Raw genomic sequence first — 21,638 nt, 5'->3', positions numbered from 1 at the left:
TTAGTTAACCGCTAACCCCATCATAGCCAATGAACGTAAAGTATGTCCGACCACTGATTCGGTACAGACTATCAAAGGTACCGGCAATTCCGTTGTCCTCGTTACCGGCGTTGTGTTGGGGATCATGTAAGTTTTTAAGGGTGAGACTGTACTGATAGGGGCCACTGTGACTCACGCGTTTGGTCTTAAGTCCCGTCAGACTGTGGCTGAAATACAGCACCCGGTAAGGATCGTGAAAGCTAGTTTTGGTGATCTTAGCCATTCCGGTGGGCTTTTGCATGAAGCCCAATCCCGCGTTAGCCTTGTCATCGTAGGTCATGTATTCCACGTAGCCATCCGGTGTGACGCGAATGCTGGCCGTGGTCGTCTCCTCGGCACTCAGGGCGGCCTTGGCCCCACCTAGATACAAATCGCCGTGGCTGTAGGCTGGCATGAATTTTGGGGCCGAGATGCGCTTGAAGGCGGTAAGCTTATCCGTGGCCTTCAACGTCGCCTGTGGATCGTAGGCACCGGCACCCGGGTCGATGGTGTAACCGACCGGTGCACTCTGTTGAATCAGCGGATAGCTTAGGCGGGCCAAATAGAGTTGCAGGGTGGGGACCAGAAAGTCGCCCGATTTGGTGCTCGTGAGATTACCGGCCACCACCGTGCCGACTGGCAGGGTGAGGTCGCGGCTGATGGCGTGACCAACCTTGTGTGTTGGCACGAAATTGACCTTCACCTTAATGGTCCGGGTTAATTCAAAGTATTGACTGAGATTGAGAAAGTCAGTGCTGGCCGTAAAGTTACCGACCTTAACCAGTGCACTGGGCTTTTCGGTTTGGGCACTGATTGGCCGGGTGCCGACAACTAATGCTGCCAAAAAGGCTAACAGCCCGACACTGAATTTAAAGAACTTGTGCATGCGGTGACCTAGCCTCCTACGAAAATTGAGATACGTTCAGTATACCGGAAACTTTCAGAAAAATAAACGAACAAATGTTCTTTTGTGCCGCGAATTTCGGCGGTTAACCCGGGTTATATATTTCGGAATTTTCCAGAGCAAGCAAACCATGCGGGTATTTATCGGCCAAGTTGTGTAGACTGAATTTAGTTTCAGAGGAGGGGATTGTGTTGACAATTGGTGAACAGATTAAAATCCAACGTGAGTCACGGGGATGGTCGCAACAGGTGCTAGCGGAGCGACTAAAGATTTCCCGTCAGTCCATTTCGACTTGGGAACAGGGAACCACGCTCCCAAGTTTCGCCAATGTGCTGTTGCTTAGTGATACTTTCAACGTCACGATTGATGAGTTGATCCGGGGAGATGACCGGTTAGTGAAAACTTTGAAGCGGCCGGTAACCGCGCCACTGGGTCTTATCGCTGTTTGTGGACTGGGGATCGCCATTCCACTAGCTATTGGGATGTTGAGCCTGGGCGTGTCGGTGGCGACTATGACGGATTGGGTGCAGACGCCGGTTCTCGTGGGCGTTCTGGTACTGATGGGACTCATTTATCGCCAGCAACGGCAGCGGAGCGCGCCGTTGACACGAGTGGTGATTGGTTTGGCAATCGTGATTTTGGCCTTGTTGCTGTTGCCACAGATGGCGGATGTCTTGATTGGTTTTGGCGATGGCTTACGAACACAGGGATAGTCTGAAAGGTCAGTATAGATGCTGGCCTTTTTTGAAATTCAGCAAAGCGTTATTTGGGGGAAGCGTGCATTGTAAAAGCATCTGGGACGTTATCGTTTTTTAAGTTCAGAAAAATAACCCGGGAAATTTTGGAGCGTACGCGTCGTAGACGGACTGGCATTTTCCAAATAAAGGCCTCATCGATTCGTCATTCTAGGCGATTAACGTTGTATAATGAACGTATTGTAACCGTTTTAGAAAGGATGTAATCAGATGAAAGCAGATTTGACGTGGCTTGATGATCCGCAAACATTTCGCATCAATCAGGCGCCCGCACACAGTGACCATCGGGCTTATGCGACTGAAGCCGAGGCTGACCAGCAGCAAAGTCAGTTCGTTCAGAGCTTGGATGGTCCCTGGGGCTTTCAATTTGCCCGCGATCCCCAGCACCGGCCAGTGGGCTTCTATCAACCAGATTATGATCGCTCGGACTTTGACCAATTGACTGTGCCAGGGCACATCGAGCTGGCCGGATATGGTCAGATTCAGTATATCAACACGGCCTATCCCTGGGAGGGGAAGCACTATCGCCGCCCCGCTTACAGTCAAGGTGCCGATCAGCCGGAACGCGGGATGTTCAGTACCGATCCCGAGAACACCGTGGGCGCTTACGTCAAACGCTTCACCCTGCAACCGGGTTTGCAACATCGGCGGGTTAGCATCGAATTTGATGGCGTTGAGCAGGCCATGTTCCTGTGGCTGAACGGCCAGTTCGTCGGTTATGCCGAGGACAGCTTTAGTCGCTCTGAGTTCGATCTGACCCGTTACCTGCAACCTGGGGAGAATCTGCTGGCGGTGGAAGTCTTTAAACACAGTACGGCGGCCTTTCTCGAGGACCAGGACATGTTTCGTTTCTCGGGGATCTTCCGGAGTGTCCGGTTGGTCGCTAAGCCAGCGCTTCACTTGGAGGATCTGACGATTCGGGCCGGGGTAGATCCGGCATTGACGACGGGCCAACTGACCTTGGCGCTACAGTTGTCAGCGGCCGAACAGCTAGTTGGTGCGGTTCAGCTGACCTTACAGGATGCGACGGGTCAACCCGTGTGGACCGCGGAACACGCGTTAGCTGAGACGGTGAAGTTGGATACGACTCTACCACATGTTCACCTCTGGAACCATCACGATCCTTATCTCTACCGGCTGTTGGTGACGTTGACCGATGCAACCGGTGCTGTGGTCGAAGTCGTGCCTTATCCGGTGGGCTTCCGTCGCTTTGAACTCAAGGATAAAGTGATGACCCTCAATGGCGAACGCCTGATTATAAATGGCGTTAACCGTCATGAGTGGGATGCGCATCGCGGTCGGGCGGTCACGATGGCCGACATGACCAGTGACCTACAGACTTTTCGCGAGAATAACATCAACGCCGTGCGGACCTGTCACTACCCGGATCAGCCGGTCTGGTATGACCTGTGTGACCGCAACGGCATCTACATGATGGCGGAGAATAACCTGGAAACCCACGGCACCTGGCAGAAGATGGGGGTCGTGGAGCCGTCCTATAACGTTCCCGGGAGCTTACCGCAGTGGCAGCTGGCGGTGCTCGATCGCGCCAAGAGTAACTATGAGATGTTTAAAAATCACCCGGCCATTTTATTCTGGTCGTTGGGAAATGAATCTTACGCGGGTGAAGACCTGGCCGCTATGGATGCCTACTACCACCAAGCTGACCCAACCCGGTTAACCCACTATGAAGGGGTCTTTCAGAACCGGGCCTACGCCGATCGGATTTCTGATGTGGAAAGCCGGATGTACAATCCGCCCCGTGAGATCGAAAAATATTTACAGGAGCGTCCGGCCAAACCGTTCTTGGACTGTGAGTATATGCATGATATGGGGAATTCCCTGGGTGGCATGGCCAGCTACGCACAGTTGATTGACCGTTACCCGATGTATCAGGGTGGCTTTATCTGGGACTTCATTGACCAGGCACTCTGGGTTAAGGATCCAGTTACCGGAAAGTCCGTCCTGCATTACGGTGGGGACTTTGATGACCGCCACGCCGATTATGAATTTTCTGGAGATGGGCTGCTCTTTGCAGACCGGACACCTAAGCCAGCTTTACAGGAGGTGCGCTATTACTATGGCCAACACAACTAAATTAAATCTAATCTTTGGTGATGTGACGTTGGGGGTGAGTGGCCCTCACTTCCGCTATATTTTTGCCTACGACCGGGGTGGCCTAGAATCCCTGGTGCGCTATGGTAAGGAGTGGCTCTACCGGACGCCGGTGCCAGCCTTCTGGCGGGCCACCACGGATAATGACCGGGGAAATGGGTTCTCCCGGCAGTCTGCCATGTGGTTGGGTGCCGACCTGTTTACACACTGCACGGCGGTTGCTGTGCGGGTGGATGGTCAGTCGATTCCGCTGCCAATCGCCCCGGAAAACAACCGGTATACCGATCATGAGACGGCAACGACGGTGGGGATCACCTTTACCTACACGACGCCGACCGTTCCCGCGACAACGGTTGATGTCACCTATGATGTGAACGCGGATGGCGGACTAACCGTGGCCGTCCATTACCACGGGGTAGCTGGTTTGCCGGAGCTCCCGGCACTGGGATTACGCTTCATCATGCCCACGCCGGCCAGTGGCTTCGACTATCAGGGGCTCTCGGGGGAGACCTATCCGGACCGCATGGCGGGTGGTCAACCGGGAACGTATCACGTCGCTGGGTTGCCCGTGACACCATACCTGGTTCCGCAGGAGTGCGGGATGCACATGGCGACGGACTGGGTGACCGTGACGCGGGAACGGACGTTAAACAACGCCGACCCCGATCATGAGCCTTTCCAGTTAACGGTCAAACGGCAGGATGCACCGCTGGCCTTCAGTTGCCTGCCGTACACGCCCAGTGAATTGGAAAATGCCACGCACCAAGAAGAATTGCCAACGCCGCGGCGCACGGTGCTCACGATCTATGGCGCCGTGCGGGGTGTCGGTGGTATCGACAGTTGGGGTGCAGACGTTGAACCGCAGTATCACATTGCGGGGGACGTGGACCACGACTTTCATTTTGAGATTGCGGCGAGTGTCCAAAATTAACGGGTGTGACTAGGAAAGCAACTGTCGCGAGAAAACCAGTTTGAGATGCTATAATCAGCAACAGAAATCATCAGTGACTGAGTTAGAAATTCGTCGAAAATTTCTAACTCAGTTTTTGCTGGAATGGGTGGTAGACGACATGAAATCGGTATTCTTAGTGTTAATGTTATTGCTGGCGGTGATTGGTGGTCATGTGCTGAGTCAGCACTGTCCGCGGATTCCCCAGCCGTTCTTTTTGATGGAACAGCTCTATTGGCAGCAGTATTTTTGACGAAATGAGTTATCTTCAGAATCGCTCGGCTTTTTTAGTTTAAGATGAGACTCAAGGTGGGGTGGCTAACGTCAGGCGTTGGTCACCCTATTTTGGGGTTAATACGCGTACGCGGGTGAACGTGACCACAAAGATAATCATAGGTAAATTCGAACCAATTGAATTTAGGCAAGGGGCACGCTTGATTGATAAACCTAGGGGAAATTAGACCAATGAAGGAAAATGCGTCGTAACAGTCTGGGCGCGGTTTGGATGCTTGTCACGGGTTCCGGGGGATGGTATAGTTTTGATAGTCAATAAGATGGTATCGATTAAAACAGCGTTACAACAAGATTTAAGCAGGATCAAAGTGTTTGACTGGTTATTATAATTCTGATAAAAGATGGATAATATTTTAGATGAATTGACGCAAGGTTAACGTTGGCGATCAGCGCAAGGAGGAGTTTTTATGCAACGCGTAGAGTCCGGAAACTGGCACCGTGTTATTGGATTATGTTTAGTCACTTTTATGATGGCTTTGGGTTTGGGATTATCCGCAACACCGGCTTTGGCTAAGTCGATCGACAAACAGCTGACGCAAACGGAAAGAGCCACGGCGGTCAAGAAAGACAAGCAGACTTTGAAGTCTGTTACCTTGAATGCCAAGGGGTTGTCAAAGGCCTGGAAAGCGGTTCTTCAACACAAGATTAAGGTACTCAAGCAGTTGAAGAAGACGGTGGCGCGTGAAAAAGGTCGGGTTTATACGACGCGACAGGCCAAGACGCTGACCACTAAAATTAATAAGCTTAATAAGAAATACACGGCTAAGCTGCAGAAGTTGAAACATCATAAGGATCCGGCGAATATTCATTACGCTTACTATATCAATGGGAAAGATGATATCTCCTTTATGAAGGAGAAGCTGAAGCGGGTCGGTAATCGGGTATACATCGTTTGGGGCATTAATGAACATAACGGTAAATTTACAAATTATGGCGGCCATGGTAGCGGGTTTACGTTTGGCTAGGTGATATTGCACAAGGGCCTGGGACAACAGCCCAGGCCTTTTTTGACGCCGAACCGATCTCGTTGAAACGTGAGCCAACAGGAAACTACTTCCGCCGAGAACTTTTTTCTTATTTCTCCTTTTAATGGCCCGAAACACGGGCCGATTGGGCCAACTCTCTCAGCGGGAGCGTGCCGTTGCCGGTAGTGTCACCGATGCTGCTGCATTGGCGACGGCTTTGCAGGGACAGAACGTGGTCTTTGCGGCCTTGAGCGGTCAATTGGCGGGCATGGCCCAGAGCCTGGTAACGGCCATGGACGTGGCCGGCGTCAAGCGTCTCTTATTCATTGCCTCAATGGGAATCTACAATGAAATTCCAGCTAGCGTGGGTGCGGGCGGCAACTTGGCCGGTAATCCGATGCTGCAAGGCTACCGAGACGCTGCCGATATCGTGGAAGCCTCTGATTTAAACTATACGGTCATCCGGCCCGGTTGGTTCGATAATGGCAATGACACGGACTATCAGGTGACCAAGAAGGGCGAGCCCTTTGGCGGTCATGATGTTTCGCGGAAGAGTATCGCCGATCTGGTGATGCGGCTGGCGCACGATGAGACTTTGGGGTCACGTGATAGTCTGGGAATCAATCGGAAGTGAGCATGATGAAAGCATCGTTTAAAATGTTTCATGTGAAACAATATTAGGCCAAAAAATGGCGGCGCACCTTGATGGGTGGCCGCTATTTTTAACCTTATTTTTCTGGGAGCTGTGCCACCCATAATCCACTGATAATGGTGGCTAGCATGAGTCCTAGAAGGATCAGCAAAACAGGGTGCCAGCTCCCAAGGCTGTCGTGGATTCGGCCAAAGACTACCGGCCCAATGGCTGCCAGCAGATAGCCCAGCGACTGGGCGATGGCCGAACGATTGGCAATGACGCCGACGTGCTGGCTACTGGTCGCGATAAGGGTCAGTGCCAAGGAAAAAATCAGGGAGCAGGTGAAGCCTAGCAAGCCGGCCGCCAGCCACCAGCCGATACCGGACCACAGGAGCGCGGCCATACCCCCTAGATAGCCTATGACTAGCAGAACTAATAGGCGACGCAGGTTGGTGATAGCGTTTAGGACCAGCGCGGCTGGAATTCCCACCACTTGAAAGACGGCGAGTAGCGTGCCAGCCAGGGCTGCCGAAGCACCAAGAGTTTGAAAGATCGTGGGCAGCCAAGTGGTTAAGCTATAGAAGATCAGGGACTGGAGACCCATGAAGAGGGTTAGTTTCCAGGCGTGTGGATCATGGCGCAGTGTTTCCCCTAGACTAAGCTGAGTTGCAGAAGTGGTCACTGCTTGCTGGAAACTATGCCGTGGTAATCGGATTGCCACAATCAGTGTCGCGGCGGCTGGCAGAGCAAATCCCATCAAGACGGCCTGCCAGCCCCACAGATGCGCCAGAGGAATGGCCCCCGCCGTACCGATAGCCGCCACGACATTCATCGTTACCGCGTAGTAGCTGGTCAGGCGGGCAGCGGCCCCCGTTGTTGTGACTTGGGCTACCATGGTCGGTACCAGAACGTTTAGCAGGGCAACGGCGAGCCCAATCAGTAAGGTTCCCATCAGCAAGGTACCGGTGGTGAGGGGACGAAGGAGGTTGGCTAATAGAAGGACGCCGTTGGTGAAGAAGATTAGAGGACGGATGCCGAATCGGTTAATCAGACGTGGAGCCACGATGGCACCACCGGCGAAGCACAGCAGGGGAAGTGTGACCAGTAACGCGGTCAGTGTACTGTCAACGCGTAAGGTACGCTGAATGGCCGAAAATAGTGGGGTAACAGCCGTGACTGCTAGTCGCAGGTTCATGGCGGTGATGAGAATTAGGGTAATCTTGATGTTTTTTTGCATAAAAATAGAACACTCCTTAGGCTATTCCAGCCTAGTAGAAGTGTTCTAACTAGTAACATGACGGGGAATTCCCGCTTTCGGAAGTTTAATTGACGCTAGTATACCGGATATTAGAGAAAAAGGAAAGGGGAAATCTTGCGTGATACTAGATAAATTGAATCAACGACATCAGCACTGGCACCACGATAATGAACAGGACCGTACTGGTCGTGACCACGTTGGTGGCGTATTCCACGTCACCGTGGGCCTCATTGGCCAGGATCGGCAGGACCGCTAACATTGGCGTTGCGGATTGCACAATCAACGTTTGCGAAGCCAGAGTTGGGAAGCTGGCGCCGAGGTGACCGGCAGCTAAGAGCACGCCCACCATCAAAATGGGGGACAGGACGAACCGACCCAGCAGGGCGACAACCGTATCACGGTCGAAGTGAATACTCTTTAAGCCGGCGTCCGCCAGCACGATCCCAATGTAGATCAGGGACAGCGGCGTGACCAGGTTCCCCACGTAAGTCAGCGTGGAATTAACGAAGCTGATCTTGAGGACGGGGATGTTGAGCAGCAGGAAGACCAGTGCCACCAGGAACCCCACGAGTGGCATGGGGATGACCTTTTTCCAGTCGATGTGGTTGTGATGCTTTTCCTTCGGCTTAGTGGGATCATCATTTGAGATCAGGAAGACCCCAAAGGCCCACGTGGAAACGGTGTTGACGATATAGTAGACCAGAAAGTAGGTCATGCTCTTATCGCCAAACAGGGCAATGTTCAAGGGAAGCCCAATGAAGATGGTGTTGGCGTTGACGACGGCGTTGATGAAGATCCCCTTACGACCAGGACGCACGTGCATCAGTCGAACCAGGCCAAACGCAATCACGTAGCCAATGATGACCGCGAGAAAGGCGTAGACCAGATACCCCGAGAAGGAGACCAGCTGGCCACGGGTTAAACGACTCAACACGGAGACGAAGATGGAGGCTGGCAGGGCAATGTTCTTAATGAATTTGGAAATGGTTCCGCCGAATTTATCGTCGAACCAGCCTTGTCGCCGGAGGACAAAACCGAGGATCATGATTAAAACGACGACGAGGACACTTTGAATTGAATTCCATAAAACAGCCACGAGTGACGACCTTCTTTCAAATAATTTTCAATCAGCTACTTATGCTTAGTGCTGTAAGGTATTTATTGGTTTTCACATTAATGGTGGTGACACAATTTAATCATGCACAAGGCTTATTAACGCATTGCGCCAGCAGGAGGTAAGCTGAGCCAACTCCTGCTGGCGCAATAATCACTGTAAATTTTTTCGAAAACTAGTCGATGTTTTGGTATTCGGGAACCCACTTCATGTCGGCTACGGCTTGCTTAGCGTCGGCAACGGGTTCCTTGTTGAGCTTCTGATCGAGCACGCTTTGGGCCACGATTTCAGCCAATTTTTGTGAGAACTCGGTCAATTGAGAAACGGGTGGCAAGACGGCAGCGCCGGGTTGCGTGGTGTCCACGATACCACCCAGGGCATGGCAAGCGGCGGAGAGCGTTTCGCCGTTCAGGACCTTGGCCTTAGCGGCGATCAGACCGAAGCCTAAACCAGGGTACATCAAGGCGTTGTTGCCTTGGCCAATGTGGTAGGTCGTGCCCTTGTAAGCCACGTCGCTGGCAGGAATCCCGGTGGCAATCAGTGCCTTACCGTCCGTCCATTTGATCAGGTCAGCCGCAGTTGCTTCGGCCAGCTTGGTTGGGTTGGACAGAGGGAAGATGATTGGCCGTTCCGTGTGGGCAGCCATGTCCTTGACGATGGCTTCGGTGAAGGTTCCCGGTTGCGTAGAGGTTCCGATCAGAACGGTTGGGTGAACGGTCTTAACAACCGCTGCCAGGCTCGTTAAGTCGTCGGCGTTGTCAAATTCGGCCCGGTCACGCGTAAAGGGCTTCTGTGCGGCGGTCAAATCAGGGGTGTCATTGAATAACAGACCTTGCTTATCGACCGCGTAGAAGTGCTTGCGTGCTTCGTCTTCGGAGAGGCCGGCGCGCTTCAATTCGTCGAGAATCTGGTTGGCGATTCCCATGCCGGCAGTTCCAGCACCGAACGTCACGAACTTTTGGTCCTTGATGTCTTCCTTGGAGATGTTCAGGGCGCCGAGAATCCCGGCCAGAACGACCATCCCAGTCCCCTGAATATCATCGTTAAATGTGGCAATTTTGTCCTTGTACTTGTCGAGGATGACCTGAGCGTTGGAGCGCCCGAAGTCTTCCCAGTGCAGGAGTGATTCTGGAAATAGCTTCTGTTCTGCGGTAACGAAGCGGTCGATGACGTCATAGTACTGGTCACCGTAGACCCGCTTGTGGTGATTCCCAAGGTATAGGGGATCGGCCAATAATTTTTCGTTGTTAGTCCCGGCATCGATGCTGACGGGAAGGACTTGGGCGGGATCGATTCCGGCTGCGGCGGTGTAAACCATCAGCTTACCCACGGCGATGTCCACACCGTTAACGCCCCAGTCGCCCATGCCGAGAATACCTTCGGCGTCGGTGACAACCACCAGCCGAATATCGCGGCCGTCAGCGGCGTTCTTCAGGGAAGCCTCGATGTTGTCGGGGTCATCAACGGAGATGAAGGCGGCATTTTGAGGATCCGTGAAGAGGTGACTGTATTCTTCAATAGAGTCGGCAACCGTGGGGTCGTAGACGATTGGCATGAATTCCACCACGTGATCGTCCATTAAACGGAAGAAAAGCGTCCGGTTTTCATTGAATAAGGTCATCAAGAAGAGCCGCTTTTCCAGGTTGTTGGGCTTGCTTTGGAATTGGGCGTAAGCCTGGGTGGCCTGTTCGTCCAACGTTTGGACGTGGCTAGGTAGCGTGCCGACTAGGCCGAGTGCTTGGCGTTCAGCCTGAGTGAACGCGGTGCCTTTGTTTAAAAATGGGTTATTTAAGATGGAAGCTGTAGATTTCATAAATTAAGTTCCTCCAATTCGTTATCAACTTTACAAGCCATACTATAGTCGGTCAGGAAAACTATAGTCAAATCTGGCAGTCATTATAAAAATAATTTATAATAGGCCTATTAAGTCTGTTAAAAGGGGATTCCGAAATGAACACCAAAGATTTGGCTTATTTTGATCGCTTAATTAAATTGAAAAACTTTTCGCAGGTGGCCGCCGAGTTTGGCGTCACCCAGCCAACCATCACCACCGCTATTAAACGCCTGGAGACCGAGTTTGGGACGAAGCTATTTTTACGTGACCGGGTGCATCGGGACCTCGCCGTGACGGCCAGTGGCCAACAACTGGCGATTCATGCGACGGCCATTTTAAAGAGGCTTGATCTCGCTCACCAAGAAATCACGCGGCTAACTCAGCAGCGGACCGTACTGGGATTGCCGCCCATCATTGAGAATCACTATTTCCCCCGGGTGGCGGCGCATTTGCAGGAACGGGGGATGCTGGAAAACATCGAGACGTTAGAGGGGGGATCGGTCTGGCTGCGCAACGCCTTGCGGGACGGCCAGGTGGATCTGGCCTTACTGGGGTCGACCGAACCCCTGTCGTACAAATCCATCGTGGCCGAGGAATTTGACCGCAAGCCCTTCAATATTTTTGTGTCACGGCAGCACCCCCTCGCAGCGCGCAAACGGATTTACTTCAGTGAATTACGGCGGGAAAGATTCGTGCTCTTCAACAATAGTTTTATCCACGATGCGGCGTTTAACCAGCTGGCCCGGCGAAATCACTTTCGACCGGACGTGGTGTTCAGAGCCCGCGATACCCACATCATCATGAACTTGGTGGCGGAAAACGTGGGCGTGACCTATCTTACGGGATTGGTCGATCAGCAGCGTCGCGACGTGGTTCGACTGGAACTGTTGGATGACGAACAACCCGAATTCATTTCCAGCATCGCTTACCGCGCCTCCCACGTCTTGACGCCAGCGCAGAAACAGGTCTTGGCGGTCCTGCGAGGGACATTGGCGGAATGACGATATTTGGCCAAAAAAACTGCCAGCGACCATTAAGGCCACTGGCAGTGCAATTAGCGTTTAGGGAAAGGAATAATATTGTCTGAACCGTCATCGGTTGCTCGGAGATCGCCAAATTCCTGTTCCATAAATTTTTCAAATTCTTCTGGCGTGTCGGGAACGTCCTCGTCGTCTTCGCTCGTAATATCGGTGTAGCAGTCATTGGCCTGAGCGTACTGAATCAGTTGGCCAACGCCTTCTTGATTGGCGCGATAGGCGTAGAGAATGTGATCGATACCTAATGCCGTTGGAATCTGATCGACGGCATCGGCGGGAATGTTTTTCTTGATTTGTTTGTAGGTGTCATTATCAATGAAGGAAAATGAAAAATCACGGGTTGTAATCGTCAGAACATCATCGTCATTGGTGATGTCTTGAAGATCACGTACCGCCACGAGAAACTCTTCACGTTGATTAGAGTCGAGGTCCTTCGTGATCAGTTTGACGGTGTCCGTTGGTTTAAGCAGATGTTCTTGGCGTCGCGCCTGGGCTTCTGCCAATGCATCGTTTACCATGGCTTCAAAATCGGCATCCGACAGATGCAAGACGTCTTGTGTTGCCTGTAATGTCAACATCAAGAGGTCGCGGAAGGTGTCAACGTCTGCGTAGTTTGGCGTATCCGGGGTAAAGGTAATCTGCGGTTCGCCCTTGTCAGTGATGTTAGCTTGATAGATGATATGGTTACGACTCATGTGGTGCCTCCCATAGTTTGTCTTGGCTCCATTATACCCGGTGCTGCGACGAGTTGATACTGCTTTTCAGAACTTGTATGATGATCTTTAAAGGAGGGTGACTCATGAACTTATCCGAAAAATTTGCTTATATGGCCACGCAACAACCGTACGATGACCTCGATCCGCTGTTGATTGCGGCACGGGACCGCGCGACCGCTAAGACCAATGCATTGAATGCAAGCGATGACCCAGCCGAACGGGCGCGGCTGTTTACGGCTCTCGTGGGCAGTACTGGCGCAAATCCCGTGGTTAATCCCAATTTCCGTTGTGAGTTTGGGGCCAATATCCACGTTGGCCGTGACTTCTACGCGAATTATGACGTGGTGATGCTTGATGGCGGTCGGATTACGATCGGTGATGGCGTACTATTTGGGCCGCGAGTGGGGCTGTATACCAGTAATCACCTGTTTGATCCGATCGAACGGCAGACGGGTGGCTGTATTGCCAAACCCATTACGATTGGCAACCGCTGCTGGTTAGCGGCTAATGTGGCCGTGATGCCCGGCGTCACGATTGGGGACGGAACCATCATTGGCGCCAATAGTGTAGTGACCCACAGCATTCCCGCCAATGTGATTGCCGCGGGAAATCCTTGCCAAGTTATCCGGCCAATTACAGCGGCGGATAAGACGGGATTCGTGGGTCATGACTTCCTTTGAACCGCGCAATTTTAAGGTTTTAAACCCGCAATTTTCGAAAATTAGTGGCAGCGGCAGCTCATCCGGGGCTGCTTTTTTTATTCAGGTGGTGTATCATCGTTAAATAGTGCAAAATGAGAGGATAGAGTCTTATGTCGATGTTTTTCCGCGGGCTGTTACTAAGCATCGCGCTGGTCTCGTCAATCGGGATGCAAAATTTATTTGTTTTTAACAATGCGATTAATCAACGCCTGCCACGGGCTGGTATCGTGGCGGTGATGGTCTGGTTTGCCGATACGGCGCTGACGTTGGCGGCCTTCTTCGGAATGGGGGCGCTGATTGGCGCCCACGAGACGGTCAAGCTCGTGATCATGTTGCTGGGGGGAATCTTGGTTCTGTGGATTGGATTTGGTATTCTGCGGTCGGCCAGTAGCTTTCGGCTGGCGAGTTCCAGTCAGACCATGCCCATGGGAAAATCACTGGTCAATGCCTGGGTCGTGACCTGGGCTAACCCACAGGCGATCATTGATACCAGCCTGATGTTTGGGGCGTTGCGGAGCACGTTGGCCGATGGGGAAGTTTTCCCCTTCATTACGGGGGTCATTACCGCCACGGCCATCTGGTTCGCCGGGATCACACTGATCCTGGGCCTATTGAAGGAACGCCTGCCACAAAAGCTGATGCTGTGGGTCAACATTCTTTCCGGAATCGTGGTCATGGTCTACGGGGGATATCTCCTTTGGCAGGCCGGACAATTATTCTGGTAAAAACAGTCGACCTAAAATTGGGCAACCTAGTGGTCCCTTCGCCTTACCGGTCGGCAGATATGGTCTGGGACGGTGCGCCTGAGCCCATATCTGCCGACCTCACGGCTTACGCGGTATTCTCAGTTGACTGTGGTTAATGACTGTAACGGTCGTGATTAGTTGAACCTCGAAAGGTCAGGCAGTCGTCACTTACAGCTATTTTCGTGGTAAAACACAATCAGAGCCGGAGTGCGTCAAATTTAGTCGAATTTAATGACACAAATGCCTACCAATACCGGGACATGGTGGGGATGTCATCTTTCAATCTTTAGCTGATAAAAATAACGGTTCGTCACACCCACTTACTGGGGATGTGACGAACCGTTTTGTTTCATGTGAAACATTTAAAAGAGAATCAGCAGTCCGACCAGGATGAAGAGGACGGGCGATAACCAGGCGCCGAATCGCGCGAAAAACTTGGTGGCAGTAGTGGAACGAGCTAGGCGGTGACTGATACCGAGCCACAGGCCCACCATGACCAGAAAGACCAGGAAGACGCCACCGAATTCGGAAACCGTCAGCCGGGTGAAAAAGGGAATATAAATACTGAGATTATCGCCACCGTTGCCAATGGTCAGCGACCAGACGAGCGGCAGACTGACGGTTTGGGCCAGCCGTGGCGGTGGGGTTTGACTATGTCGGGCCGGCCACCAATTGATGAGGCCGGTGATCCCCAGAATAAAGGGCACCAATCCCAGCCAGTGCGTCCAGTGAGCCACGTTGAAGTGCAACATGCCCCGGCTGATCAGCCAGGAGGCGAGGATTAAGGTGATGATTCCCAAGTATTGGCCGAGGATAATCGTGCGTCGTTGCCGCTGGCCGTGTGCCGCCAACCACAAGAGGAGGAGCACCACCAGGTCATCGGTGTCCGTGACGAAGAAGATACCGATGCTGGTGAGAAGCAGTGAGAGTGACATGAGCAGTTCCAACCTTCATTTGAAATGAAAAAGCGGCCGTCTCAACGAGATGACCGCTTAATTTTTAACTTACTTCGTTTCTTCCTTAGCTGGTTTGTGTTTGAAAACAACCTTCATCGACAGGAAGTAGTTAACCGTGACGGCGACCGCGTGACCAATAATCTTGGTGATAGTCCCGTTGGCGCCCATAACAGAAATTCCAAGCCACAACATGACGAATTCAATCAGGTAGGTTGCTACCCGTGTGCTGTAGAAGGTTCCCATTTCCCGGAAAGGCGTCTTGGACTTGTGCTTGAACACAAACGTCCGGTCTAACCAGAAGGACCCTTGAACGACCAGCAACCAATCAATGAAGTTGGCCAGTTGATATTCAATGCCCAACGTGTGTGCTAGGAAATAGAAGAGGGCGATGTTAACAACGACGGTTAGCGCCCCGAATAACAGGTAACGCTGAACCTGACCGTGAACCTTATCTTCGACTTCTTCCAGTTGTTCTTCAAATTCGGCTTCCGTTTCGGTCAGTTCTGCCTCGTACTCAGCCGCAGTGGTCGGGTAATGGTCATGCCGTAATGGTGTTTTGTCTGATTGACTGTCCATAACTTCTGAGACCTTTCTATGACGTTTTAACCCTAAGGCGGTACCGTCATCAAAGCTTTCAGCGGTCAACCCGAGTTATGAAAACGCGTAATTAAGTTGCTAATTTAATTATACCGTTTTTAAACGTCACTGCAACGGCCCACCCTCGTGAATTTAGAAGTTAGTTGGCAACATAGGCATTCTGGTAATCCGCACTCCCGTTAAACTTGTTGTAGACAACCCCTTTGACCTTGGGATTAACCAGGGTGCTCGTGCGGCCTTCATACAATGGCGTAACGGCTTGATCCTTGAGGGCCGTTTGTGCGGCCTTAACCAGATCTTGGTAACGGGCCGTCTTGTTTAAGGCGTCCGTTCCCTCAGCAGCCTTTAAAGCGGCATCGTAAGTCTTGCTGTTGTAGTGACCCATGTTAGAGTTGCTGGTAGATTGCAGGATTTGTAGGGATTGAATTGGGTCGGCGAAGTCCATGCCCCAGCTCGTCAGGTTCAGCTGGAAGTTCCCCTTGGAAACGTTGCTGAGCATGGATGGGAAAGGCATTGCACGGACCTCAACTTTAGCGCCAAGCTTGCTGGTGATGGCGCTTTGAACAAATTCAGCGATATTTTGGCTGGCATCGTCATTGCCACAGGTGATGGTTAACGTGACGGACTTTTGGCCGAGTTGCTTCAAGGTACGTTGATACAGCGTCTTAGCTTGGGCGGGATCAGTATCCACGGTGCCCTTGGTGTAGGCATCGGCGGTGAAGTCGGCCCCCGTCTTAGGGTTCTTCATCATGTCTTTGACGCCGAAGGTCTTGGCGGGGAGTGACCCGTTCTTCAGAACCTTACTTGCTAACTGCTGGCGGTTGATGGCCAGTGAAATGGCCGTACGCAGGTCTTGGTTGGCAGCGACCTTGTTGTGTTCGTTGTATTGGATGAAGCCGATTCGACCGGCGGCCAATGATTTGAGGTCGGGGTTGTTCTTGTTCTGGGTGGTTTGTTCGCCGCTCAGGGTAACCTGGTCGAGCTTCTTAGATTGATACAGGTTGTAAGCCGTCGTGCTGTCCTTGATAACCTTGTAGCTGATGGATTGGAGCTTGACGTTCTTCTTTTCAGCGTAGTTGGCGTTCTTCTTTAACGTCCAGTTATCGCTGGTTCCACTCCAGTTGGTCAGGGTAAATGGCCCGTTGTAGACGGTCGTCTTGGCAGATGACCCGTATTTGCTACCGTATTTGTTCACGGCTTTTTCATTCAGGGGGTAGTAAGTGGTGTCGGCCATCATCTTCTTGAAGTAAGAAGCGGGTTGGCTTAACGTCACCTTGAGCTGGTACTTGCCAACGGCCTTGACGCCGAGAGTCGATGGTGACTTCTTACCGGCGGCAATGGCAGTGGCATTCTTAATGTTGGCGAACTTGTAGGTGAACTCGGACTTGGACTTCGGGTTCAGCGTCCGTTCCCAGGAGTAAACGAAGTCCTGAGCAGTTACCGGCTCACCATTGCTCCATTTGCCATCGTGACGCAGGTTGATGGTGTATTGATGACCGCCATCAGAAACGGTCGTCTTGGTGGCCAGGGCGTTCTTCGCCTGACTGTTGGCGTCCAGGCGGTAGAGGCCTTCACCAACTTGGCTTAGGGCGTTACCGGAGATGTTGTCGGTGATCTTGGAAACGTCCAGGCTGGAAATGGTGGCGGTCTGGTACAGGTTCAGGTGTTGGGCCGCAGCGGTCTTAGTGGATTTCGAGTGGGCGGTAACGGCGAAGATGCCGCCGCCGATAACAACGATTCCGGCGCATAATAGTAAAGCTTTCTTGTGATCTAATAAACTCATGATGTATTCCTCCAAATTTTGTAAGTGTCTGGGTTAGAAATAACAGTGAGCTTTGCCATCGTTTGATCATGTGGTGTTCCTCCTCGGTTAACTTAAATGTATGCAAAAAACCGTCCTCAACAGCCAATGTGTTAAGGACGGTTTTAACCGCGGTGCCACCTTAATTAGATGGGTCGTCGTCAAATAGACGGACCCCATCCCTCTCCACAGGAAACTAACATTTCCCTGACAACTGACGTATGTCGCACGTCTTCCCGTAATCCAAATGTTTCGGGGAAGCCCTCGGTGGTCCATTTAACTATCTGCGTTCGGCCGTACTCTCAGCAACGACGGCTCTCTTGACGTGCACGATAATCTTGATCTCCACTTCAATGGTTTGTTTCGGACGATTTATTGAATTGAGGCTAGTGTACCCCGCGAAAGAGTGAGTGTCAACCCAGTGCTTAAAATTTTTTTGCCAGTTTCGTGAAGCTTAATTGGCAGTGATAGAATCGCAGCCTTGAATTAATTATTAATAATTAGCTTAGACGACTGCCTTTTTTAGTAACTAATTGGTAACTGCCATCTAATAGCTGCAAAGCGGTTTGGTCATCGACTTGGTCGAGCAGAATCGTCAGCCAGTGGTCCTTGTTCATGTGATAGCCCGCAAGGTAGGCGGGTTGCTCGCGTAAAATACTGCCCAGTTCGGGGTCGATTTTAACGTCGAGCACATCGACTTCGGCGGTACCGGATAGCCCGAGCTTTTCACGAGGAACATTCATGACGAGTCCGAACCACTTGCCCTGTAAGTTCTTGAGGGCGGCGTACTTAGGGTAACTCTTGAAGGTATATTCGGGTTTGACGCCGTAATTATCTTCAATATAATCAAAAATAGTTTGTCGCGTGACCATGGCGAAGATCCTCCTTTAGATATAGGTCTAGTTTACGATGGATGAGGGTGGATTTCAATGTGGGGACATACAGCTGAGCCGATGAATGGGGTTGTGCTAGCGACCGGTGTGAACATTAGGCATACCGGGTGAAAGGCAGGCGGAATCCCTGAAATCCGGAGCGCGGTCATTTTTAAGTAACATACACAAGAGACAACGCAAAAACCGGAAGACCTGCGTCTCAGCACAGATCTTCCGGTTTTAGTTAGACACGAGTCACGCTTTATTTCCCAGGAACGTAGTCTTCATCAATGACCAAGACTGGCTTGATGGTCTTCCCAGAAACGGAATCAGCATTGGCTTCGTTGATTTGACTGAACTTGTAGAACTTTTCAGTCTTTTGATAGTCGAACATCCCTAATTTACTAAATTCAATCAACCGTGGAATATCAACTTGAGGAATGGAATCACCCATGTTGACCCCGATAACACTCTTGTCGTTGACACAGAGGTCATTCCAGGTATCCAAGTCGATGTGGTGGTTGGTGACGGCGATAGCAGCTGAAGTCCCACCTTGTGCCAAGGCATTGATGGAACTGGAGATAACGCTGGCAACCCCGGTCGTATCAACCGCGTAGTTAACCCCATAGCCGCCAGTTAAGTCTTGGACAGCCTTGACCACGTCGTCAACGTTCTTACTGTTAATGGTATCCGTGGCACCGAGTTCCTTAGCCAACTTCAAACGAGAGTCGACGATGTCGATCGCAATAACCTTAGTGCATCCGGAAATCCGGCCGGCCATCATGGCAGCCAACCCAACGGCACCGGTCCCAAAGACGGCGATGGTGTCACCAGGTTTTGGCTTCAAGGTGTTGAGCACAGTCCCAGAACCCGTGACGTAGCCACAGCCCAGAGGACCTAAGCCCCGCAAATCCAAGTCCTTGTCGACTTTAACGGCGTTCCGTTCACGAACCACCGTGGTGGAAGTGAAGGAGCTTTGGTCAAACATGTCGGCAACCTTGTGGCCATTTTCGGTGAAGTGCGCCGTCCCGTCAGGACGAACCCCGGACAGGTTGTTAGCTGCGTAGTTTTCACATTGGGTTGGAATCCCCTTTAAACAGCTCTTGCAGTTCCCACAGCCGTAGAAACTCAGAACGACGTGATCACCGGGCTTGAATTGGGTAACTTCTGGCCCAACTTTTTCGACAATCCCAGAGCCTTCGTGACCTAACACGATAGGGTAGTCAATGACGGCAACCCCGGTACGGAGCGCTTCGTCAGAGTGACAGATCCCACTCGCTACCATGTGGACCTGAAGATCGTCGGGACCCATTTCGGCCAGTTCAACGTCATCACGAATTTCAAAATCAGCACTTTGCTTATCAACAACTGCAGCTTTAATCTTCATAATAATTGGCACCTCGGTTTTAAATTTTATGTCATTACACATGTTAATTATCACACACATAGCGGCCAATGTAAACGCTTACAGAAAGATTATCAGCCACCTATGTCAACGGAACCCCTGTCGTGACCAGCTTTCAAGAATCCAGAATTAGATTTATTCACGATAGAATTTTCCGTTTTTAAATTCACATTCACAGGAAAAAAGATAATTCTTAAATGAATTATCTTTTTTCGCGACTATGACTTAGCCATTTGCCTTTTCAGGATGGCCTTGCAGGTAGATAACGTGGGTGTTCAGGAATTCTTCAATCCCGTGCTTCCCATCATCACCACCGATACCGGATTCCTTCCAGCCGGAGTGAGAGCCATTCATGGCTTCAAAGTTGAACCGGTTGATGTAGGTTTCACCATCTTCGAGTTCCTTAGAAGCCCGCATAGCATTATCAAGGTTTTCAGTAAAGATGGATGAGGTCAATCCAAAGTCACTGTCGTTGGCCATATCAATGGCGTCATCCAACGTCTTAAAGGTTAAGACAGGGAGAACTGGGCCAAAGATTTCATCTTGGACAATTTCGGAGTCTTGCTTGACGTTGCTGATAACGGTTGGTTCGAAGAAGAAGCCCTTGGCAATCTTAACCACGTGGCCACCAGTTTCCAGCTTGCCGCCGGCCTTGACAGCACGGTCAACCATGCCAGATACCTTGTCCAAAGCAGCTTGGTTAATCAGTGGCCCCATGCCAATGTCTTCGTGCTTCATAGGATCGCCAACGGTAACTTCGCCCATCTTCGTGGCCAATTTCTTCGTGAATTCATCGGCAATGTCTTCTTGGACGTAAACCCGTTCACAGTTGTTGCAAAGTTGCCCGTTGTTGTCGACACGAGAGTCAATGATGGATTGAACGGCCAAATCAATGTCGGCATCCTTGCAGACAATGGCTGGTGCTTTCCCACCAAGTTCCAGAGAAACCTTGGCCATGTGGGTTGCAGCCGCTGCCATGACCCGCTTCCCGGAGTTGACGGAACCGGTCAAACTGATAATGCCGATCTTCTTGTTCTTGGAAAGTTCGTCCCCAATGACGGCACCAGGACCGGTAATAATGTTAACAACACCCTTAGGAATGCCTACTTTTTCACAAATATTGGCGAATTCCAAGCCTAAGTTAGGGGTATCGGTACTTGGCTTCATAACGATCGTGTTCCCGGTAACCAAAGCTGGCCCCATCTTCCGTGCAATCAGGAAGAATGGGAAGTTCCAAGGTAAGATTCCGGCAGCGACACCAATGGGTTGTTTGTCGATCATAATGCTTTCGTTAGCGTTGTCGGATTGTAAAATTTCACCTTCGTAAGTCCGTGAAGCACTGGCCATGTAGTCGAAATAGTCCGCAGAGAAGAGAATTTCGGTTGTTGCCAATGATTTAATCTTACCTTGTTCTTCTTGCAACATTGAAATCAAATGCGCAGAATCCTTGCGAATTTCAGTGGCAACATCGTGGAGATATTGGCCCCGAGTTGCGGCTGGAACTTTCTTCCAGGATTTCTGAGCTTCATAGGCGGCATCAATGGCTTCCCGGGTTTCATCGAGGGTTGCACTTGGAACGGTGGAGATGGGTTCACCGGTAGCTGGGTTGATGACGGTGATCAGGTTGCCTGAGGTAGAGTCCCTAAATTCACCGTTAATGTACATTTGATAATGTTTTAATGCGACGGAGTTCTGTGTCATAATGCGAAATACTTCCTTTCCCAATTATCTTCATGAACCACTACGATAACATCGAACATATCTGGGTAGTAAACGAAAAAACGTCACAGATTGTTACAGAGTGAGCAAAACATAATCAAAACTAAACACGCGTAGTTATTTGATTACTCAACATTGTTATAGTCCGTTTTTTGTCAGATTGCAAACCAATTCACAAGAAAATCACCATTTATCACCCTATCAAAATCGCGAGACGCCAAGGGCGACTAACGCTGCGCGATTTTCTA

Annotated in this window: 19 protein-coding genes, 1 pseudogene and 1 other annotated feature; of the genes and pseudogenes, 9 read left to right on the top strand and 11 right to left on the bottom strand. The window is 51.1% G+C overall.

Translation table 11 applies throughout. The annotated features are described in order from the left end of the window. Nucleotides 1–4 precede the first annotated feature (4 nt). Entirely contained in the window at nt 5–904 is a 900-nt protein-coding gene (locus FD28_RS09690) for a hypothetical protein (protein ID WP_057734843.1), read from the bottom strand. Between the two features lie 209 nt (nt 905–1,113). Between FD28_RS09690 and FD28_RS09685 the strand changes: the two genes are divergently transcribed. The 6 genes and pseudogenes from FD28_RS09685 to FD28_RS09665 form a co-directional block, all read left to right on the top strand. Then, nucleotides 1,114–1,635 carry a helix-turn-helix domain-containing protein gene (locus tag FD28_RS09685; RefSeq protein ID WP_057734842.1) on the top strand — a complete coding sequence of 174 codons (522 nt, stop codon included), beginning with the start codon at nt 1,114–1,116 and terminating at the stop codon, nt 1,633–1,635. A gap of 252 nt (nt 1,636–1,887) precedes the next feature. Further along, a complete protein-coding gene (locus FD28_RS09680; protein ID WP_057734841.1) occupies nt 1,888–3,774 on the top strand; it encodes a glycoside hydrolase family 2 TIM barrel-domain containing protein in 1,887 nt (628 codons plus the stop codon). Beyond that, the gene (locus tag FD28_RS09675; protein WP_057734840.1) at nt 3,758–4,723 is read left to right on the top strand and encodes a beta-galactosidase small subunit; all 966 of its coding nucleotides are present in this window, start codon (nt 3,758–3,760) and stop codon (nt 4,721–4,723) included. Before FD28_RS09680 ends, FD28_RS09675 begins: the two co-directional genes overlap by 17 nt. Before the next feature lie 139 nt (nt 4,724–4,862). Then, nucleotides 4,863–4,994: a hypothetical protein gene (locus FD28_RS13535; RefSeq protein WP_268888936.1), complete on the top strand. Its 132-nt coding sequence runs from the start codon at nt 4,863–4,865 to the stop codon at nt 4,992–4,994. A gap of 448 nt (nt 4,995–5,442) precedes the next feature. Further along, nucleotides 5,443–6,000 (top strand): hypothetical protein, encoded by a 558-nt coding sequence (locus tag FD28_RS09670; protein ID WP_057734839.1) that lies wholly within the window; start codon nt 5,443–5,445, stop codon nt 5,998–6,000. Between the two features lie 115 nt (nt 6,001–6,115). Continuing rightward, nucleotides 6,116–6,634 (top strand): annotated as a pseudogene (locus FD28_RS09665) (NAD(P)H-binding protein); the annotation flags it as partial. Nucleotides 6,635–6,728: 94 nt separating this feature from the next. On the opposite strand, the gene FD28_RS09660 reads toward FD28_RS09665, so the two are convergent. The 3 genes from FD28_RS09660 to FD28_RS09650 all read right to left on the bottom strand — a co-directional run bounded on the left by FD28_RS09660 (nt 6,729) and on the right by FD28_RS09650 (nt 10,819). Then, the gene (locus FD28_RS09660; RefSeq protein WP_057734838.1) at nt 6,729–7,871 is read right to left on the bottom strand and encodes an MFS transporter; all 1,143 of its coding nucleotides are present in this window, start codon (nt 7,869–7,871) and stop codon (nt 6,729–6,731) included. Between the two features lie 145 nt (nt 7,872–8,016). Beyond that, nucleotides 8,017–8,988, bottom strand: a complete 972-nt coding sequence (locus tag FD28_RS09655) for an AEC family transporter (protein WP_057734837.1) — start codon at nt 8,986–8,988, stop codon at nt 8,017–8,019. A gap of 193 nt (nt 8,989–9,181) precedes the next feature. Beyond that, complete coding sequence (locus tag FD28_RS09650) at nt 9,182–10,819, bottom strand: malolactic enzyme (RefSeq protein WP_057734836.1); 1,638 nt, start codon at nt 10,817–10,819, stop codon at nt 9,182–9,184. 137 nt (nt 10,820–10,956) lie between these two features. Here FD28_RS09650 and FD28_RS09645 point away from each other — a divergent pair, with 137 nt between their 5' ends. Beyond that, nucleotides 10,957–11,841 (top strand): LysR family transcriptional regulator, encoded by an 885-nt coding sequence (locus FD28_RS09645; RefSeq protein WP_057734835.1) that lies wholly within the window; start codon nt 10,957–10,959, stop codon nt 11,839–11,841. Nucleotides 11,842–11,894: 53 nt separating this feature from the next. Here FD28_RS09645 and FD28_RS09640 read toward each other — a convergent pair whose 3' ends face one another. Further along, nucleotides 11,895–12,572, bottom strand: a complete 678-nt coding sequence (locus tag FD28_RS09640) for a hypothetical protein (RefSeq protein ID WP_057734834.1) — start codon at nt 12,570–12,572, stop codon at nt 11,895–11,897. 104 nt (nt 12,573–12,676) lie between these two features. On the opposite strand from FD28_RS09640, the gene FD28_RS09635 reads away from it, so the two are divergent. Both FD28_RS09635 and FD28_RS09630 read left to right on the top strand, forming a co-directional pair. After that, nucleotides 12,677–13,273 (top strand): sugar O-acetyltransferase, encoded by a 597-nt coding sequence (locus FD28_RS09635; RefSeq protein ID WP_057734833.1) that lies wholly within the window; start codon nt 12,677–12,679, stop codon nt 13,271–13,273. A 131-nt stretch (nt 13,274–13,404) separates the two neighbouring features. After that, nucleotides 13,405–14,019, top strand: a complete 615-nt coding sequence (locus FD28_RS09630; RefSeq protein WP_057734832.1) for a LysE/ArgO family amino acid transporter — start codon at nt 13,405–13,407, stop codon at nt 14,017–14,019. Between the two features lie 383 nt (nt 14,020–14,402). Here FD28_RS09630 and FD28_RS09625 read toward each other — a convergent pair whose 3' ends face one another. From FD28_RS09625 to aldA, 6 genes are all read right to left on the bottom strand, one after another. Continuing rightward, on the bottom strand, nt 14,403–14,975 hold the full coding sequence (locus tag FD28_RS09625; RefSeq protein WP_057734831.1) for a cadmium resistance transporter: 573 nt from the start codon (nt 14,973–14,975) through the stop codon (nt 14,403–14,405). A 69-nt stretch (nt 14,976–15,044) separates the two neighbouring features. Continuing rightward, on the bottom strand, nt 15,045–15,572 hold the full coding sequence (locus FD28_RS09620; RefSeq protein WP_057734830.1) for a GtrA family protein: 528 nt from the start codon (nt 15,570–15,572) through the stop codon (nt 15,045–15,047). Nucleotides 15,573–15,732: 160 nt separating this feature from the next. Further along, nucleotides 15,733–17,376, bottom strand: a complete 1,644-nt coding sequence (locus tag FD28_RS09615; RefSeq protein ID WP_057734829.1) for a peptide ABC transporter substrate-binding protein — start codon at nt 17,374–17,376, stop codon at nt 15,733–15,735. Nucleotides 17,377–17,506: 130 nt separating this feature from the next. Beyond that, nucleotides 17,507–17,757 (bottom strand) — a binding site (T-box leader). Between the two features lie 137 nt (nt 17,758–17,894). Continuing rightward, on the bottom strand, nt 17,895–18,266 hold the full coding sequence (locus FD28_RS09610; RefSeq protein WP_057734828.1) for an MmcQ/YjbR family DNA-binding protein: 372 nt from the start codon (nt 18,264–18,266) through the stop codon (nt 17,895–17,897). A gap of 262 nt (nt 18,267–18,528) precedes the next feature. Continuing rightward, entirely contained in the window at nt 18,529–19,653 is a 1,125-nt protein-coding gene (locus FD28_RS09605; protein ID WP_057734827.1) for an NAD(P)-dependent alcohol dehydrogenase, read from the bottom strand. 243 nt (nt 19,654–19,896) lie between these two features. Continuing rightward, complete coding sequence (gene aldA, locus FD28_RS09600; protein WP_057734826.1) at nt 19,897–21,372, bottom strand: aldehyde dehydrogenase; 1,476 nt, start codon at nt 21,370–21,372, stop codon at nt 19,897–19,899. Nucleotides 21,373–21,638: the final 266 nt, after the last annotated feature.

Origin of the sequence: Levilactobacillus hammesii DSM 16381, assembly GCF_001434395.1 — a bacterium.
Classification (GTDB): Bacteria; Bacillota; Bacilli; order Lactobacillales; family Lactobacillaceae; genus Levilactobacillus; species Levilactobacillus hammesii.
The sequence above is the reverse complement of the archived record's forward strand: the minus strand, read 5'-3'. Positions and strand labels throughout refer to the sequence as shown.